18 protein-coding genes are annotated in these 15,235 nt (G+C 68.2%); 10 read left to right on the forward strand and 8 right to left on the reverse strand.

The window, feature by feature from the left end; all coding sequences use genetic code 11:
- The first annotated feature begins 87 nt into the window (after window positions 1–87).
- The gene (locus tag SCI24_RS12920) at window positions 88–873 is read left to right on the forward strand and encodes an enoyl-CoA hydratase (protein ID WP_318725763.1); all 786 of its coding nucleotides are present in this window, start codon (window positions 88–90) and stop codon (window positions 871–873) included.
- Between the two features lie 106 nt (window positions 874–979).
- The gene (gene bhcR / locus SCI24_RS12925; RefSeq protein ID WP_318725764.1) at window positions 980–1,804 is read left to right on the forward strand and encodes an HTH-type transcriptional regulator BhcR; all 825 of its coding nucleotides are present in this window, start codon (window positions 980–982) and stop codon (window positions 1,802–1,804) included.
- 86 nt (window positions 1,805–1,890) lie between these two features.
- Here the strand turns inward: bhcR and SCI24_RS12930 are convergent, their stop codons facing one another.
- Window positions 1,891–2,373 (reverse strand): MarR family winged helix-turn-helix transcriptional regulator, encoded by a 483-nt coding sequence (locus SCI24_RS12930; protein ID WP_318725765.1) that lies wholly within the window; start codon window positions 2,371–2,373, stop codon window positions 1,891–1,893.
- Between the two features lie 124 nt (window positions 2,374–2,497).
- On the opposite strand from SCI24_RS12930, the gene hmgA reads away from it, so the two are divergent.
- From hmgA to SCI24_RS12950, 4 genes are all read left to right on the forward strand, one after another.
- Complete coding sequence (hmgA, locus tag SCI24_RS12935) at window positions 2,498–3,805, forward strand: homogentisate 1,2-dioxygenase (protein WP_318725766.1); 1,308 nt, start codon at window positions 2,498–2,500, stop codon at window positions 3,803–3,805.
- 71 nt (window positions 3,806–3,876) lie between these two features.
- A complete protein-coding gene (locus SCI24_RS12940) occupies window positions 3,877–4,896 on the forward strand; it encodes a fumarylacetoacetate hydrolase family protein (protein ID WP_318725767.1) in 1,020 nt (339 codons plus the stop codon).
- 10 nt (window positions 4,897–4,906) lie between these two features.
- Window positions 4,907–5,551 carry a maleylacetoacetate isomerase gene (gene maiA, locus SCI24_RS12945; protein WP_318725768.1) on the forward strand — a complete coding sequence of 215 codons (645 nt, stop codon included), beginning with the start codon at window positions 4,907–4,909 and terminating at the stop codon, window positions 5,549–5,551.
- Between the two features lie 53 nt (window positions 5,552–5,604).
- Complete coding sequence (locus SCI24_RS12950; RefSeq protein WP_318725769.1) at window positions 5,605–6,873, forward strand: multidrug effflux MFS transporter; 1,269 nt, start codon at window positions 5,605–5,607, stop codon at window positions 6,871–6,873.
- 71 nt (window positions 6,874–6,944) lie between these two features.
- Here the strand turns inward: SCI24_RS12950 and SCI24_RS12955 are convergent, their stop codons facing one another.
- From SCI24_RS12955 to SCI24_RS12965, 3 genes are all read right to left on the reverse strand, one after another.
- Window positions 6,945–7,754 (reverse strand): class III extradiol ring-cleavage dioxygenase, encoded by an 810-nt coding sequence (locus tag SCI24_RS12955; protein WP_318725770.1) that lies wholly within the window; start codon window positions 7,752–7,754, stop codon window positions 6,945–6,947.
- A gap of 49 nt (window positions 7,755–7,803) precedes the next feature.
- The gene (locus SCI24_RS12960; RefSeq protein ID WP_318725771.1) at window positions 7,804–8,751 is read right to left on the reverse strand and encodes a glutathione S-transferase family protein; all 948 of its coding nucleotides are present in this window, start codon (window positions 8,749–8,751) and stop codon (window positions 7,804–7,806) included.
- Between the two features lie 78 nt (window positions 8,752–8,829).
- Window positions 8,830–9,312 (reverse strand): DoxX family protein, encoded by a 483-nt coding sequence (locus SCI24_RS12965; protein WP_318725772.1) that lies wholly within the window; start codon window positions 9,310–9,312, stop codon window positions 8,830–8,832.
- A gap of 164 nt (window positions 9,313–9,476) precedes the next feature.
- On the opposite strand from SCI24_RS12965, the gene SCI24_RS12970 reads away from it, so the two are divergent.
- On the forward strand, window positions 9,477–10,385 hold the full coding sequence (locus SCI24_RS12970; protein ID WP_318725773.1) for a LysR family transcriptional regulator: 909 nt from the start codon (window positions 9,477–9,479) through the stop codon (window positions 10,383–10,385).
- A 172-nt stretch (window positions 10,386–10,557) separates the two neighbouring features.
- Complete coding sequence (locus tag SCI24_RS12975) at window positions 10,558–11,064, forward strand: helix-turn-helix transcriptional regulator (protein ID WP_318725774.1); 507 nt, start codon at window positions 10,558–10,560, stop codon at window positions 11,062–11,064.
- Window positions 11,065–11,126: 62 nt separating this feature from the next.
- On the opposite strand, the gene SCI24_RS12980 is transcribed toward SCI24_RS12975, so the two are convergent.
- On the reverse strand, window positions 11,127–11,558 hold the full coding sequence (locus SCI24_RS12980) for a hypothetical protein (RefSeq protein ID WP_318725775.1): 432 nt from the start codon (window positions 11,556–11,558) through the stop codon (window positions 11,127–11,129).
- Window positions 11,559–11,737: 179 nt separating this feature from the next.
- On the opposite strand from SCI24_RS12980, the gene pyrB reads away from it, so the two are divergent.
- Together pyrB and SCI24_RS12990 are read left to right on the forward strand one after the other, a co-directional pair.
- Window positions 11,738–12,766, forward strand: a complete 1,029-nt coding sequence (pyrB, locus tag SCI24_RS12985) for an aspartate carbamoyltransferase (protein ID WP_318725776.1) — start codon at window positions 11,738–11,740, stop codon at window positions 12,764–12,766.
- Between the two features lie 92 nt (window positions 12,767–12,858).
- Window positions 12,859–13,506 (forward strand): hypothetical protein, encoded by a 648-nt coding sequence (locus tag SCI24_RS12990; RefSeq protein WP_318725777.1) that lies wholly within the window; start codon window positions 12,859–12,861, stop codon window positions 13,504–13,506.
- On the opposite strand, the gene ruvX is transcribed toward SCI24_RS12990, so the two are convergent.
- The 3 genes from ruvX to SCI24_RS13005 all read right to left on the reverse strand — a co-directional run.
- Window positions 13,507–13,950 carry a Holliday junction resolvase RuvX gene (ruvX, locus tag SCI24_RS12995; RefSeq protein ID WP_318725778.1) on the reverse strand — a complete coding sequence of 148 codons (444 nt, stop codon included), beginning with the start codon at window positions 13,948–13,950 and terminating at the stop codon, window positions 13,507–13,509.
- A gap of 34 nt (window positions 13,951–13,984) precedes the next feature.
- Entirely contained in the window at window positions 13,985–14,557 is a 573-nt protein-coding gene (locus SCI24_RS13000; protein WP_318725779.1) for a YqgE/AlgH family protein, read from the reverse strand.
- 17 nt (window positions 14,558–14,574) lie between these two features.
- The coding region (locus SCI24_RS13005) for a TonB family protein (protein ID WP_318725780.1) at window positions 14,575–15,235 on the reverse strand (661 nt) is incomplete at its 5' end.

Here is a 15,235-nt window from a genome sequence, read left to right on the forward strand (position 1 = left end):
CCAGGGACCATCTTTGGTCGCAAGCCTAACGAAAGCGCTGCCCGGGGCGCTAGGCTGGGGGCTCTTCCTTCCACCGGAGTCACCACGATGCAGGATGACAGCCCCCTGGTCCGCCGCCATGAACGCGATGGCGTGACCACCCTGACGCTGAACCGGCCGAGGCAGTTCAATGCCCTCTCCGAGGAGATGCTCGAGGCGCTGGGTGGCGAGCTCGACCGCCTGGCCGACGACGCGCACGTGCGCTGCGTGGTGATCGCCGCTGAGGGCCGCGCCTTCTGTGCCGGTCACGACCTCAAGCAGATGCGTGCCAACCCCGAGGAGGCCTACTACCAGCAACTCTTCGCGCGCTGCGGGGCCGTGATGCAGGCCATCGTCGACCTGCCGGTGCCGGTGATCGCCCGGGTGCAAGGCATCGCCACGGCGGCGGGCTGCCAGCTGGTGGCCAGCTGTGACCTGGCCGTGGCGGCGCGCTCGGCGCGCTTCGCCGTCTCGGGTATCAATGCCGGGCTGTTCTGCTCCACCCCGGCGGTGGCGCTGTCGCGCAATGTCGGCCGCAAGCGGGCCATGGAGATGCTCTTCACCGGCGAGTTCATCGATGCCGACCAGGCCCGCGACTGGGGGCTGGTCAACCGGGTCGCCGACGACGCGGCCCTCGACGATGCGGTGGGCGTGCTCACCTCGAGCATCTGCGCCAAGAGCGCGGTCGCGGTGCGCACCGGCAAGGCGATGTTCCACCGCCAGCTCGCCATGCCGCTGGACGAGGCGTACGCCTACGCCGGCGAGGTGATGGCCTGCAACATGATGGCCGAGGACGCCGGCGAGGGGATCGACGCCTTCATCGAGAAGCGCCCGCCCCAATGGCGACATCGCTGAGACCACGGCGGCATCGCGGGATGGAAGCCATTTCCGCAACCGCGACAGCGCCGGGCCGACACGGTATCCTGTGGCCTCGAGAGAACACGGCAGGAGGACGATCCGGGTGAGCGAAGGCAAGCGCAGGACAGCGGGACGGCCCGCGGGGTCGGGCAAGAGCACCAGTGGCCACAGCCAGTCGCTGGTACGCGGGCTCAACCTGCTCGAGCGCCTGGCGGCCAGCCCCGGCGGCCTGGCCCTCTCCGAGGTGGCCGAACAGGCGGAGCTCGCCCCCTCCACCACTCACCGGCTGCTGCAGGCCCTGCAGAGCCAGGGCTTCGTCACCCAGGACAGCGAGCTCGGCGTGTGGAAGATCGACGTCAAGACCTTCCGCATCGGCAACAGCTTCCTCGAGGCTCGCGACTTCGTCGGCACCAGCCGGCCCTTCCTGCGCCGCCTCACCGCCCAGACCGGCGAGACGGCCAACCTCGGCGTGCGTGACGACGGCACGGCGGTCTTCCTGGCCCAGAGCGAGTCGCCGCAGATGATGCGCATGATCACCCGTCTCGGCTCCCGGGCGCCGCTGCACGCCTCGGGCGTCGGCAAGGCACTGATGGCCTGGCTGCCGGACGACGAGCTCGAGCGCATCCTCGACGAGCGGGGCCTGGCGCGCGTCACCGAGAACACCCTGCACACCCCCGAATCGTTGCGTGAGGGGCTGGCCGAGATCCGCCGCCAGGGCTTCGCCTGCGACCGGGAGGAGCACGCCATCGGCCTGCAGTGCGTGGCCGCCTGCATCCATGACGAGCATGGCACCCCGCTGGCCGCCATCTCTGTCTCCGGCCCCAAGGCGCGAATCCCCGAGGCGCGACTGGCCGAGCTGGGCGCGCTGGTGCGCGACACCGCCGCCGAGATCACCGCACGGCTGGGGGGCAAGGTCCCGACGGCCTGACCGCATCGCCTGCCCCCGACCCCCACACGACAGCGCCCGGCCATCTGGCCGGGCGCTGTCGTGTGGGGTTCGCCTCGGAGGCGAGCCTAGCCGATCCGCTCCAGCTGCCGCTCCAGCTTGCCCATGGCATTGAGCAGGTCACGGTACTCCCCCGCACTGAGGGTCGCCACGAGCTCCGCCTCCCAGTCCTGGGCCTCCGGGATCAGGCGCGAGAGCAGCTCAGCCCCCTCGCGGGTAAGATGCAGGTCATGCACCCGCTGGTCCCTGGCGGAGGGCGTCCGGGTCACCAGCCCACGGTCGACCAGCGCCTGAACCGCCCGGGAGACCCGCGCCTTGTCCATGTTGGTGTAGGTGCAGACCTTCTTGGCGGTCAGGTCATCGCAGTGGCTGAGCCAGGCCAGCACACGCCACTGGGCCACGTTGAGGCCGTAGCGCTGTGCATACATGCGCTCCAGCTCGTCGCTGATGCGGTCGGCCAGACGGTTGAGCCGATAGGGGAGGAACTGGTTGAGGTCCAGCCGGCCGGGCCCCTGCTGCGGTACTTCTTGATGCTCCTCGCCTGACGACATTCCACCTTCCTCCTGATCTGGTCCCCATCATTCATCGACAGGCATATAGTTGCATATGAAACCATCAGGATCTAGTATCGACTGATTGGTTCCATTTGAAACTTTATGTCGGAGCATAATGACAATGACGCCCCCCCTCCGTTACCAGAGCGGCTTTCGCAACCACTTTTCCACCGAGGCCCTGCCGGGGGCGCTGCCTGTCGGCCAGAACTCGCCGCAGCAGTGTGCCTACGGGCTCTACGCCGAGCAGCTGACCGGCTCGGCCTTCACGGCACCCCGGCACCAGAACCTGCGAAGCTGGCTCTACCGCATCCGCCCCTCCGTGGTGCAGAGCGCCTACCAGCCGCTTGAGAACCGCCGGGTTCACACCTCCCCGCTGGACAGGCCCGCCGCCGACCCCAACCAGATGCGCTGGGACCCGGCCCCGCTGCCCTCAGAGCCCACCGACTTCGTCGACGGCCTGCTGACCATCGCCGTCAACGGCGATGCCGGGGCCCAGAGCGGCGTGGGCATACACGTCTACGCCTTCAACCGGGACATGACCGAGCGCTTCTTCTACACCGCGGATGGCGAGATGCTCTTCGTCCCGCAGCTGGGCAAGCTGCGGCTGCGTACCGAGTTCGGCGAGCTCGAGGTCGCAGGCGGCGAGATCGCGGTGATTCCGCGCGGCGTCAAGTTCCAGGTGCGCCGGGCCGACGGCGTCGAGGCCGCTCGCGGCTATATCTGCGAGAACTACGGCAGCCCGATGGAGCTCCCTGGCCTCGGGCCCATCGGTGCCAACGGCCTGGCCAACCCGCGCGACTTCCAGAGCCCGGTGGCCGCCTTTGAAGAGCTCGAGGGGGAGTTCTCGCTGGTGGCCAAGTTCTCCGGTCGCTTCTGGGAGACGCGCCTGAACCACTCGCCGCTGGACGTGGTGGCCTGGCACGGCAACTACGCCCCCTACAAGTACGACCTGGCCAACTTCAACACCATCAACACGGTGAGCTTCGATCACCCCGACCCGTCGATCTTCACCGTGCTGACCTCGGCCTCCGATACTCCCGGGATGGCCAACCTGGACTTCGTGATCTTCCCGCCGCGCTGGATGGTGGCCGAGAACACCTTCCGGCCGCCCTGGTTCCATCGCAACCTGATGAGCGAGTTCATGGGGCTGGTGCATGGCGAGTACGACGCCAAGGCGGAGGGCTTCCTGCCGGGTGGCGCCAGCCTGCACAACTGCATGTCGCCCCACGGCCCGGACGCCGAGACCTTCGAGAAGGCCTCCACGGCGGAGCTCAAGCCCCAGTACCAGGGCAATACCCTGGCCTTCATGTTCGAGAGCCGCTACGTCTACCACCCCACCGCGGCAGCCCTGGAGGCGGACTTCCGCCAGCGTGACTATGTGGATGTGTGGTCGACCCTGCGCTCCCACTTCGACCCGAACCGTGCCTGATCCGGCGCCCCACGACACATGACGAGCGAGGCCCTGCGGGGCCTCGCCCCCGACGAAAGGATCGAGACAAGATGAAGCTCGCCACTCTCAAGCAAGGCCGCGACGGCGAACTGGTCGTGGTCTCCCGCGACCTGGCCCGCGCCGTTCGCGCCACCGACATCGCCCCCACCCTGCAGCAGGCCATCGAGGCCTGGGACACCCTGAGCCCCAGGCTCGAGGCCCGCTACGCCGAGCTCAACGCAGGCAAGGCCGAAGGCGCCTTCGACCTCGACCAGAGCACCCTGCACTCGCCGCTGCCGCGCACCTACCACTGGGCTGACGGCTCCGCCTACCTCAACCACGTCCAGCTGGTGCGCCAGGCGCGCAACGCCGAGATGCCCGAGACCTTCTGGACCGACCCGCTGATGTACCAGGGCGGCGGCGACAACTTCCTGGCACCTACCGAGGACATCGAGGCGATCAGCGAGGAGCACGGCATCGACTTCGAGGGCGAGATCGCCGTGATCACCGACGACGTGCCCATGGCGGTCACCCCCGAACAGGCGGCAGCGCACATCAAGCTGGTGATGCTGGTGAATGACGTCAGCCTGCGCGGCCTGATTCCCGGCGAGCTGGCCAAGGGCTTCGGCTTCTTCCAGGCCAAGCCGGCCTCCAGCTTCTCTCCCATCGCGGTGACGCCGGACGAGCTGGGCGACGCCTGGCAGGACGGCCGCGTCCACCTGCCGCTGACCGTGCACTTGAACGGCGAGAAGTTCGGTGAGCCGGAAGCCGGGCCGGACATGATCTTCAACTTCCCGCAGCTGGTGGCCCATGCGGCCCGGACCCGCTACCTGGGCGCCGGCGCCATCGTCGGTTCCGGCACCGTCTCCAACCCGGACCCCGACGGCGGACCCGGAAAGCCGGTGGCCGACGGCGGCGTGGGCTACAGCTGCCTGGCCGAGGTGCGCATGGTGGAGAAGATCCAGCACGGCGACAGCAGGACGCCGTTCATGCGCTTCGGCGACCGGGTACGCATCGAGATGTTCGACCGGGAAGGCAAGAGCATCTTCGGCGCTATCGACCAGCAGGTCGTCAAGTACCAGCCCAGGTAAGGGAGGCCCCATGACGACGCTGTACGGCTACTTCCGCTCGTCGGCGGCCTACCGGGTAAGGATTGCCCTGAACCTCAAGGGCCTGGCGTACGACCACTCCGTGGTCAACCTGGTGAAAGGGGAACAGCGCGAAGCGGCCAACCTGGACCGCAATCCCCAGGGCCTGGTGCCGACGCTGGAGACCGATGACGGGGTCCGGCTGAGCCAGTCGCTGGCGATCTGCGAGTACCTGGACGAGCAGCATCCCGAGCCGGCCCTGCTGCCGGCCGATGCCGAGGGGCGAGCGCGGGTGCGCTCGCTCGCCCAACTGGTGGCCTGCGAGATCCACCCCCTCAACAACCTGCGGGTGCTCAAGTACCTGGTGGGCGAGCTCGGGGTAGGCGAGGAGGCCAAGCTGGCCTGGTACCGCCACTGGATCGCCGAGGGGTTCGACGCCTTGGAGGGGATGCTATCCCGCGAGGCCGGCACCGGTGATTTCTGCCATGGCGACACCCCGACCCTGGCCGATCTCTGCCTGGTGCCTCAGGTCTTCAACGCCGAGCGCTTCGCGTGCGACCTCTCGGCCTACCCGACGATCCAGCGCATCACCGCCAACTGTCGGGCGCTGCCTGCCTTCCGTCAGGCCGCACCGGAGGCGCAGCCGGACACTCGCTGATATACTAAGCGGGCTAATGATGCGGGCACGGTTCACGGCAACATGCCGATGCCGTGCCCGCTTTTCTGTACCGGGACAACAAGATCATCGAGGAGAACCGGGTGCTGAGGCTGACTTCCCCCGCCACCGTGGCGGTACTGGCGGCACTGACCGCGCTGGGTCCACTGGCCACCGACATGTACCTGCCCGCCATGCCGGCCATGGCCGAGGCACTGAATACCGGCCCCGACCAGGTCCAGCTGACGCTGAGCCTCTATATGGCAGGGTTTGCCCTGGCCCAGCTGTTCTGCGGGCCCGTGTCCGACCGCTTCGGGCGAAGGCCGGTGATGATCGCCGGCTTCGCCCTGTTCCTGCTGGCCAGCCTGCTGTGTGCCTTCGCGCCGACCATCGAGTGGCTGCTGGCGGGACGCTTCCTGCAGGCCTTCGGCGGCGCCGCCGGCCCGGTACTCGGTCGCGCCGCGGTGCGCGACATCTACGGCCCGGCCGAGGCCGGACGCGTGCTCTCCTACATGGCCAGCACCATGGCGATGGCCCCGGCGCTGGCGCCGGTGGTGGGAGCCGGGCTGCTGCTGGTCTCCGGCTGGGCGTCGGTGTTCCTGCTGCTGGCCGTCTATGCGGCGATCATGTTGCTGATTCTCGCCCTGATGATGCCCGAACCCCTGCCTGCCGATCGCCGCCAGTCGGTGGCTCCCGGGGTGATCCTCGCCAACTATCGCATGCTGCTGACCCAGCGCAGCTTCATCGGCTATACGCTGATCAACGCCAGCGGCTTCGCCGGCCTGTTCGCCTTCCTCTCGGGCTCCTCCTTCGTCTTGATCGAATACATGGGCCTGTCACCGGTCCAGTACGGCACCGGTTTCATGCTGATCGTGCTGGGCTTCTTCTCGGGCACCCTGTTCAGTGGCCGCTACAGCCACCGGCTGGGACGCGACCGCCTGCTGCTGCTGGCCACCCTGCTATGCGCCCTGGCCGGCACCACCATGGCGGCCCTGGCGATCGGCGGCGTTCATGAGCCCTGGGCCGTGGTCGGCCCCCACGTCGTGTTCCTGTTCGGCTTCGGGATCGTGATGCCGCAGAGCATGGCCGGCGCGCTGGCACCCAACCCCCAGTGCGCCGGTTCCGCCTCGTCGCTGTTCGGCTTCCTGCAGATGACCATCGCCGCCCTGGGTGGCGCCCTGGTTGGCCAGTTCCACGACGGCACCTCGCGTACCATGGCCATCGCCATCGGGCTGGGCGGCGTGCTGTCGCTGCTGGCATTCATCGGACTGGTGCGCTCTCCGGTCGTCGCGAAGGGCCGCCCGGCCGACTGTCGACAGGGGTGAGGCCGCTCACGGCAGCCCGAGACGCCCCACAAGAGGCCCCAGACCCTTGCAGGCGTCGGGGGCTGACGGGATTACCCGCCAATGCGCCAGTAGAACATCCCCGACTGCTTCCCGAGGATCATCGCTGAGAAATGGGTCTCGCTGGGCCTGCCCGCCAGCCCGTAGCACACATGCAGCGGCAGCAGGTGCTCTTCCCGGGGATGGCAGAAGCGGGCATGGGGCGCACGCTCCCAGTGAGCCAGGCGTTCGGCGCGCTCCGTCTCCTCGATCGTCACGTCGCAACAGGTCGCCTCGAGCCACTCCTCGAAGGCCTGGTTGCGGGCCTGGATGTCCGGGGTGTCGGGCGCAAAGAAGGCCTGCATGTTATGGAAGGAGAAGCCGGACCCGATGACCAGCAGGTCGTCGACGTCCAGCGCCTGCAGCGCCCTGCCGATGGCCAGGTGCGTCGCGGCATCCAGGCTGTTGACCAGTGACAGCTGAATACAGGGAATGTCCGCCTCCGGGTACATCAGCTTGAGGGGCACGAACAGCCCGTGGTCGAAGCCCCGCCGCTCATCGAGCCGTGCCGAGATCCCGGCCTGCTGCAGCGCCTGGTGGACCTGCCGCGCCAGCGCCGGCTCACCGGGGCAGGGATACGCGATCTCGTAGGCCTCGGGGGGAAAGCCGTAGTAGTCATAGATCAGCGGCGGGTTGGCGCCCGAGGTGATGGTCGGTACCGCTTCCTCCCAGTGGGCGCTGATGACCAGGATGGCGGAGGGCTTGCGCAGCTGGCCCGCGATCTCGCTGAGCCGTTCCACCATGTCACGGTGGCCCGGGTCCCCCAGCAGCGGCATCGGCCCGCCGCCATGGGAGATGAACAGAACATCGATCGTGGTGCTCATGGCGCTCGCTCCTCCTGCTCGTTCAAGGTCGTGACGTGATCGGTGCCCATCAGAGCTCGCCGGGCCCGGCCGGCACGATGCCACTGGGGTTCAACGCCTTGATGGAATAGTACCCCGCCTGGATATGGTCGAGGCGCACGGTCTCGGCGATACCGTCGAGGGCCAGGATCCGGTGCATGTAGGCGTGCAGGCCCGGCATGGCGCGCAGCGTGTTGCGGTTGCACTTGAACAGGCCATGGTAGGCGGCATCGAAGCGTACCAGCGTCACGAACAGGCGCAGGTCGGTTTCCGTCAGGCGCTCGCCGAACAGGTAGGGTCGCCCATCGGCCAGCCGGGACTCCATCTCGTCCAGCGCGGCAAACACCTTCCGGTACGCCTCCTCATAGGCCGCCTGGCTGGAGGCGAAGCCGGCCTGATACACGCCGTTGTTCAGGTCGGTGTAAAGGTAGGCGTTGAGGGCCTCGATCTCGGCGGCCAGGTCGGCCGGGTAGAGGTCCGGCCCCTGGTCCACGATGCCGGCGAAGGCACTGTTCAGCATCCGCAGGATATCGGCGGACTCGTTGTTGACGATGGTCCCGGCCTGCTTGTCCCACAGCACCGGCACGGTGGCGCGCCCGGATATCTGCGGATCGGCGCGGGTGTAGAGCTCATGCATGTAGCGCGCGCCGTTCAGCGTGTCCTCGTCGGCCCCGGGGTAGCCGCCGAACTGCCAGCCCTGGTCGGTCAGCCGGGGGTTGACGACAGTGACGTCGATCACCTGCTCCAGCCCTTTCAGCGCGCGGACCATCAGCGTTCGCGAGGCCCAGGGGCAGATGTAGGCGACATAGAGCCGATAACGCCCCTTCTCCGCCTTGAAGCCCCCCGTGCCGGTAGGACCCGGCGCACCATCCGGGGTGACCCAGTTCCGAAACGACGAGGTCTGGCGAATGAAGCGCCCCTGCTCATCCTTCGCCTGCACCGGCTGCCAGTTCTCCTGCCAGACACCCTTTACCAGCATGGTCCACTCCTCCTGTTGCAGGGGCACGCCCCAAGGGGGCGTGCCTGTCGGTCACTGTCGGCGGTATGAGGCGCCCACTTACTGGCCTGAGGCCGCGCTACGGCCGTGTCCGGCACCCCCCAGACGCTCGAGCAGCAGGTTATCCAGCGCGAAGCGTCCGGCACCCTGAATCGCCAGGGCCGCCGTGGCGGCGAACAGGGTCAGGGCGTACTCGTAGCCGTTGTTGGCCATGAACAGGCCGTTGCCGATATGCACCGCGAAGATCGCCACCAGCATGGTGAAGGCCGACACCAGCGCCGCCGGACGGGCCAGCAGGCCCAGCACCAGCGCCAGCCCGCCGAAGAACTCGGCGCCACCGGCCAGCAGCGCCATCAGGGTGCCCGGCGCCAGGCCGATGCTCGCCAGCCACTGCCCGGTGCCTTCCAGGCCGTAGCCCCCGAACCAGCCAAACAGCTTCTGCGCGCCGTGGGCGGCCAGGATCAGCCCCACCGGGACACGCAGCACCAGCGCGGCCACGCCGCCGCGGGAATGGAACAGGGCCTGTGTGAATTGGGTATTCATGATCGTTACCTCGACTCTTTCTCTAGGGTGGTGTCCCGAGGGCCTTCCCCCCGGTGATGACGTCACTCTACTATCACCAGATACGAAGACTAAGGCGGTAATCATTGGCTAATTAACAACATATTATTGATAATACGAGGTGACCATGATCCCCGGAGTACCCGATGGACCGTATCGATGCCATGCGCGCCTTCGTCACGGTGGTGAGCGAAGGCAGCTTTACCCGCGCCGCCGAGCGGCTGGAGACCTCCCCCCAACTGGTCAGCAAATACGTCTCCCAGCTCGAGCAGCACCTGGGGGTGCGCCTGCTCAACCGCACCACCCGCAAGCTGCATCTCACCGAAGCGGGAACCTACTACCAGCAGCGCGCCCAGCAGCTGCTCAACGACCTCGACGACATGGAGCACCAGCTCGGCGACCTGCAGACCCAGGCCCGGGGCCGGCTGCGGATCAGTGCCCCGGTCTCCTTCGCCATCCGCCACCTGGCCCCGCTACTGAGCGACTTCCAGCAAGCCCATCCCGCCGTCGGTATCGACCTGCAGCTGAACGACCGCAAGGTCGACATCGTCGAGGAGGGGTTCGATATCGCGCTGCGCATCGGCCACCTGAAGAGCTCCTCGCTGATCGCCAAGCGGATTGCGCCGGTTCGCCTGGTGCTGTGTGCCTCGCCCGAATACCTGGAGCGGCACGGCACGCCCCGCCACCTGGAGGAGCTCGAGGCGCATCGCTATCTGCGCTACAGCTACATGGAGCAGGAGGCCGGCGAGTCGGTCTTCAAGTGGTTGCCGGGCCGTGGCCAGTACACCAGCGGCGATCTGGTCAGCAACAACGGCGATGTGCTGGTCGAGGCGGCCATTGCCGGTGCCGGCCTCGCCCTGCAGCCCACCTTCATCTCGGGCGCCGCGATCCAGGCCGGGAAACTGCGGGTCATCCTGCCGGAGCACGAGCCCGAGCCGATGTCGCTCTATGCGGTGTACGCCCATCGTCAGTTGCTGGCGAGCAAGGTGCGCTGTTTTGTCGACTTCCTGGAGGGCTATTTCGGCGATCCCCCCTACTGGGATCGCTTTGCATGACCCGCAGGGGCCACCCCCAGGCGACCGGCCATGCCATGAAAAGCCCCGCCATCCGTTGCCGGATGACGGGGCTTCGCCGAGCTACAGACCTCGGTCAGCGGCCGCGGGGGTCGACGGTCCCCTCCCGTGCCTCCTCGATGGCGGCCATCACCTGATCGAGCTCGGGCACCCGATGCGCCAGGGCCAGGGCCAGCTGGGCGAGGCGAGCAACGCCCCGGCGGGGCCCGAACTGATGCCCATGCGCGAGGCGGAGATGTCGCCCGCGTACCGCAGCCACCTGTTCGCCTTTCCCGACCTGGCCGACAAGGCCTCGGTGGCGATTCCCGCGCGAGGCATCGTCTACTACCTGAACCTCTACCGAGAGCTGGATCGAGGCCCCTTCCGCCGCGGGGACCTGGCGCGCCTGGAGCTCCTGATGCCCCTGCTGGCCAGCCTGATACGTCGTCACTATCGCCAGCGACGCCCGACCGCCAGCCCAGGAGAAACAGAGGTCCTCGAGGTGCTGTCAGAACGTGAACGCCAGCTCTGCCAGCACCTGCTGCGCGGTCACACCCTCAAGACCGCCGCCAAGGCGCTGGACATCGCCCTCTCCTCCGCCGAGACCTACCGCAAGCGCGCCTACGCCAAGCTCGGCGTGCGCTCCAAGGCCGGGCTGCTGGCGCTGTGTCGGACGGGCTAACGCCAGAAGGCAGGCGCCCCGGCACATGGCCGGGGCACTCTGCTGCAAGTCGAACGCTCACCTCACTGTGCGGCGAGGCGGTCGAATGTCTCGGCGTTGGGACAGAAGCCGCGGCACTCCTCGACCTCGACACCGGCGCGCAGGGCCTTCCAGCACTGGCCGACGACGGGGCAGCCATTGCAGGTCTTGCGCAACGCGTTGTATCCCGGCTCCGCCGCCACCTCGGCCTCCTGCAGGCCGAAGCGCTGCATCATCACCGGCATCAGGGTCCTGGCCGGGACGAAGTCACTCGGTTGCCCCGCCGCCAGCTGTCGCGCCATCTCACGTTCGAAGCCGGGCTCGATGGGGCTCTCCAGGTCATTGAGCAGTTCATCATAGGTAGGACCCGCTTCGTGCTGGACGTCACGTACCAGCTGGGCCGTAGAGGTGGCATAGCAGCGTTCGGTCAGGCGTTCCCACCAGGAGGCGGCGCGAGCGGTCGGTGCAGTGGCCATGGGGGCTCTCCCGTCAGGTGATCTTGATCTCGGTAATCAGTATCGACCCGGGAGCACCGGGCGGCCTTGACTGGGGTCAAGGCAGTTTCACATGAAACCGAACGCCGATTGTGCCGTGAAGGCCTTCCCCGGGAGGGTTACACTAGCGCCCGTCCCCCAGCCACCAGCCGAGGCCTGTGATGAGTTCCCACCTGCTCTCCATCGACTCCCTCTCCCGCGACGATATCGACCACCTGATGCGCGTCGCCGCACGCATGGAGCCCATCGCAAGCCGCCGCAAGATCACCCGGGTGCTGGAAGGAGCGGTGCTCGGCAACCTCTTCTTCGAGGCGAGCACCCGTACCCGGGTCAGCTTCCATGCCGCCTTCTCGCGGCTCGGCGGCAGTGTCTGCGACACCACCGGCTTCACCTTTTCCTCCATGGCCAAGGGCGAGTCGCTCTACGACACCAGCCGGGTGATGAGCGGCTACTGCGACGCCATCGTCATGCGCCACCCGGACCAGGGCTCGGTGGCGGAGTTCGCCGCCGCGACGAAGGTGCCGGTGATCAACGCCGGCGACGGCCCCGGCGAACACCCCAGCCAGGCGCTGCTGGACTTCTACACCATCGACAAGGAGTTCGCCCTCCAGGGCAAGGCGCTCAGGGACGCCCACGTGCTGATGACCGGCGACCTGAAGTACGGCCGCACCGTTCACTCGCTGATCAAGCTGCTGTCACGCTACGCCCCGATGCGCATCACCCTGGTGGCGCCGCCCGGCCTCGAGATGCCGAGCCACCTGATCGAGCGGGTCAGCCGCCAGGGCCTCAGCGTGGAGGTCCGCGAGAGCCTGGCCGGCGACTTCTCCGACGTGGACGTGGTCTACACCACCCGCATCCAGAAGGAGCGCTTCACCGCCGAGATGAGCGAGGGCTTCAACCTCTCCCGGGACTTCACCGTGGATCGCGCCTTCCTGGACAGCCGCTGCGGCCCCGCCACCATCGTCATGCACCCGCTGCCCCGCGACAGCCGTCCCGAGGCCAACGACCTGGACGTGGACCTCAACGGCGACCCGCGACTGGCGATCTTCCGCCAGACCGACAACGGCATCCCGGTGCGCATGGCGATCTTCGCCACCCTGCTCGGGGTCGAGGAACGCATCGACAGGGACCTGCGCGACGTGCCCTGGTTCGTTCCCGATCGCCTGGGCGTTGACGACGCCACCTTCTGAGCGGCTGCAGGTCGCGACCGATCGCCTATGCTGGTGGGGAACGACAATCCGCGTCGCCGCCTATGGCGACCAGGCCTGGAGGCGCAACACCGATGAACCTGAAGCGTGCGTATCTGTTGCTGTGTGGCTTCTATACCCTGCTGATCCTGATCGGCGCCATCGCCCTGCTGATGGGTGGCGGGTCGCTTACCGCCATGATCCAGCTGGGCGTGGGTGCGGTCGTGGTGATCGGGCTGTGGGGCTATTTCCTGGACCGGGGCTTCATGAACCCGCGGATGTGGCGCCCCCTGGCGGGACTGCTGGCGCTGGGGATCGTCGTGCAGATGGTCGCGGTGTTCACGGCGCATCTCTCCGGCGCGGCGATGACCTGGACCCTCACGACGGCCATCTTCTCGGTGCTGCCGATGATCTTCCTCTACCGCTACGGCGACCGTGACCAGCCCCTCTGGGCCACGCCCGAGGAGCGCGAGGGGGGCAAGGTGCTGGGGGAGCTGCTCGAGGGGCAGCGCGAGCTGCTGGTCGAGAAACAGGCGGAAGACAGCCAGGCGACCGTCAGGGTGCGCAAGGCCGGTGACGCCTACCTGGCGAGCGTCGAGAGAGAGCGGGAAGGGAATGTTGAGGCGTTCGAGGAGCGCTTCCGCTGCCCGGCGACCCTGGCGTTCTTCATCGAGAAGTTCACCTGCATCTCGGTGGGCGACTTCGCCAGGAAGTACCGCGACGGCGGCGCCAGCCCGGCCTGATCAGCGCGGCGGCAGGCCCTCGCCCCGGGCGAACCAGCCCTCCAGGATCAGCACCGCGGCGATGCCGTCGACCCCCTGTTCACGATAGTTGCCGCGGTGGCCGGCCTCCCGGGCGATCGACTTGGCCTCGCGGGTGGAGCCGCGCTCGTCGACCATCTCGCAGGGGATGCCGTAGCGGCCGTAGAGGCGCTTGCCGAACTTGCGCGCTCGGGTGCTCATGACCGACTCGCTGCCGTCCATGTTGAGCGGCAGCCCCACCACGAAGAGGTCCGGGCGCCACTCGTCCACCAGCCGCGCCACCTGCGCCCAGTCGGGGATGCCGTCCCGGGCCGGCAAGGGCGCGAGCTCCCGGGCGCTGGCGAGCAGTTCGTTGCCCACCGCCACGCCGATGCGTCGGGTGCCGAAGTCGAAGGCCAGGATCAGTCGCGAGCCGGCATCGACCATCAGGCCGGCTCCGTCATCACGCGCCGCCCCCTCATCAGGAGTGGCCCGCCTCGCGGGTCATCAGGTTCAGGTCGATGCCCAGGATGCCCGCGGCGGCCCCCAGGCGCTGCTCGGGCGGCACCGTGAAGAGGATGTCGGCGCGCCCCTCCACCGTGAGCCAGGCGTTCTCCTTGAGCTCGGCCTCCAGCTGTCCCGACTCCCAGCCGGCACAGCCCAGGCAGACCAGGAACTGCTCGGGCCCCTTGCCGTCCGCCAGCGCCTGGAGGATGTCCATGGAGGTGGTCAGGGCGATGTCATCGGCCACCTGGATGCTGGAGTCCCAGGCGTCGCTGGAGCCGCGATGCAGGATGAAGCCGCGATCCTTGTGGGTCGGGCCGCCATAATAGACCGGCGCATCGCGATGGGGGCTCTCGTCGCCGCCCAGCTCGAGCTGCTCGAAGAGGGCGTCCAGGGTCAGCTCCAGGGGCCGGTTGACGATCACGCCCATGGTGCCGTTCTCGTCATGGTCGCAGAGGTAGCTGAGGCTGCCGGCGAAATTGGGGTCTTCCAGGTGCGGCATCGCCAGCAGGAAGTGGTTTTTCAAGCCGAAGTGTTGCACGGATTGCATGAGACTCCCCGGCGGACCTATTGCACGCCGTAATGATTGCCTTGGCCGAACCGCCAGACCCGGGTGATGGACAGGCTGTCCAGGTTGCCCATGCCCCGGTCGAAGGGGCGATAGGGCGCGGCACCATGCACCGTGTCCAGAGCCGCCTGGTCGAGTTCGGCGTGTCCCGAGGATTGTATCACCTCTGCCCGGCGAACCTGACCGTCGCGGCCGATCACCACCCGGATGCGCAGCTGCCCCTCCAGGTGACGCGGCGCCGGGTGCACCCGGTTGCCGTAATCCTCGACGCGGCGGGTCCAGTCATCGATGTAGCGCGCCTCGGCGGCCTGCTGAGCGGCCTGGCGCCCCTCCCCCGGCTGCTCGCCGGCAAATTCCGTCGAGAGGCCCTGCTCGCGAATGCTGGTGGTGGCCTGGGCGAGCAGGTCGCGCCCCGAGGCGGAGGGTGCCGAGGCGGTGGGCGGCGCCGAGGTCTCCGCCGACTGGGGGGCACTGTCGCGAGGCTCGGGGGTCGCCTGGGCCTCGCGGGGGCGCTCGGCCGCCGGGGGTTCGGCCGCCTCGCTTTCGCGGTCGGGCTCGGGGCGGGCGGCACTCTCGGGCTCGGCCGGGGTGGCCGGGTCCACCTCGGGTTCGGCCGCCTGCAGCTCGAGCAGCTCGTCCATGGGCGCGGCCCGGGCCTCT

The organism is Halomonas sp. (assembly GCF_033549285.1).
In the GTDB taxonomy this organism is placed as follows: domain Bacteria; phylum Pseudomonadota; class Gammaproteobacteria; order Pseudomonadales; family Halomonadaceae; genus Halomonas.

What these genes read in the sequence shown, in the direction of transcription:
- SCI24_RS12970 (WP_318725773.1), top strand. Translation starts at nt 9,477, where the DNA reads ATGGACCGTATCGATGCCATGCGCGCCTTCGTCACGGTGGTGAGCGAA.
- ruvX (WP_318725778.1), bottom strand. Translation starts at nt 13,950, where the DNA reads ATGGTCGATGCCGGCTCGCGACTGATCCTGGCCTTCGACTTCGGCACC.
- SCI24_RS12990 (WP_318725777.1), top strand. Translation starts at nt 12,859, where the DNA reads ATGAACCTGAAGCGTGCGTATCTGTTGCTGTGTGGCTTCTATACCCTG.
- SCI24_RS12960 (WP_318725771.1), bottom strand. Translation starts at nt 8,751, where the DNA reads ATGCTGGTAAAGGGTGTCTGGCAGGAGAACTGGCAGCCGGTGCAGGCG.
- SCI24_RS12930 (WP_318725765.1), bottom strand. Translation starts at nt 2,373, where the DNA reads ATGTCGTCAGGCGAGGAGCATCAAGAAGTACCGCAGCAGGGGCCCGGC.
- SCI24_RS13000 (WP_318725779.1), bottom strand. Translation starts at nt 14,557, where the DNA reads ATGCAATCCGTGCAACACTTCGGCTTGAAAAACCACTTCCTGCTGGCG.
- SCI24_RS12965 (WP_318725772.1), bottom strand. Translation starts at nt 9,312, where the DNA reads ATGAATACCCAATTCACACAGGCCCTGTTCCATTCCCGCGGCGGCGTG.
- maiA (WP_318725768.1), top strand. Translation starts at nt 4,907, where the DNA reads ATGACGACGCTGTACGGCTACTTCCGCTCGTCGGCGGCCTACCGGGTA.
- SCI24_RS12975 (WP_318725774.1), top strand. Translation starts at nt 10,558, where the DNA reads ATGCGCCAGGGCCAGGGCCAGCTGGGCGAGGCGAGCAACGCCCCGGCG.
- SCI24_RS12940 (WP_318725767.1), top strand. Translation starts at nt 3,877, where the DNA reads ATGAAGCTCGCCACTCTCAAGCAAGGCCGCGACGGCGAACTGGTCGTG.
- SCI24_RS12980 (WP_318725775.1), bottom strand. Translation starts at nt 11,558, where the DNA reads ATGGCCACTGCACCGACCGCTCGCGCCGCCTCCTGGTGGGAACGCCTG.
- SCI24_RS12955 (WP_318725770.1), bottom strand. Translation starts at nt 7,754, where the DNA reads ATGAGCACCACGATCGATGTTCTGTTCATCTCCCATGGCGGCGGGCCG.
- SCI24_RS12920 (WP_318725763.1), top strand. Translation starts at nt 88, where the DNA reads ATGCAGGATGACAGCCCCCTGGTCCGCCGCCATGAACGCGATGGCGTG.
- hmgA (WP_318725766.1), top strand. Translation starts at nt 2,498, where the DNA reads ATGACGCCCCCCCTCCGTTACCAGAGCGGCTTTCGCAACCACTTTTCC.
- pyrB (WP_318725776.1), top strand. Translation starts at nt 11,738, where the DNA reads ATGAGTTCCCACCTGCTCTCCATCGACTCCCTCTCCCGCGACGATATC.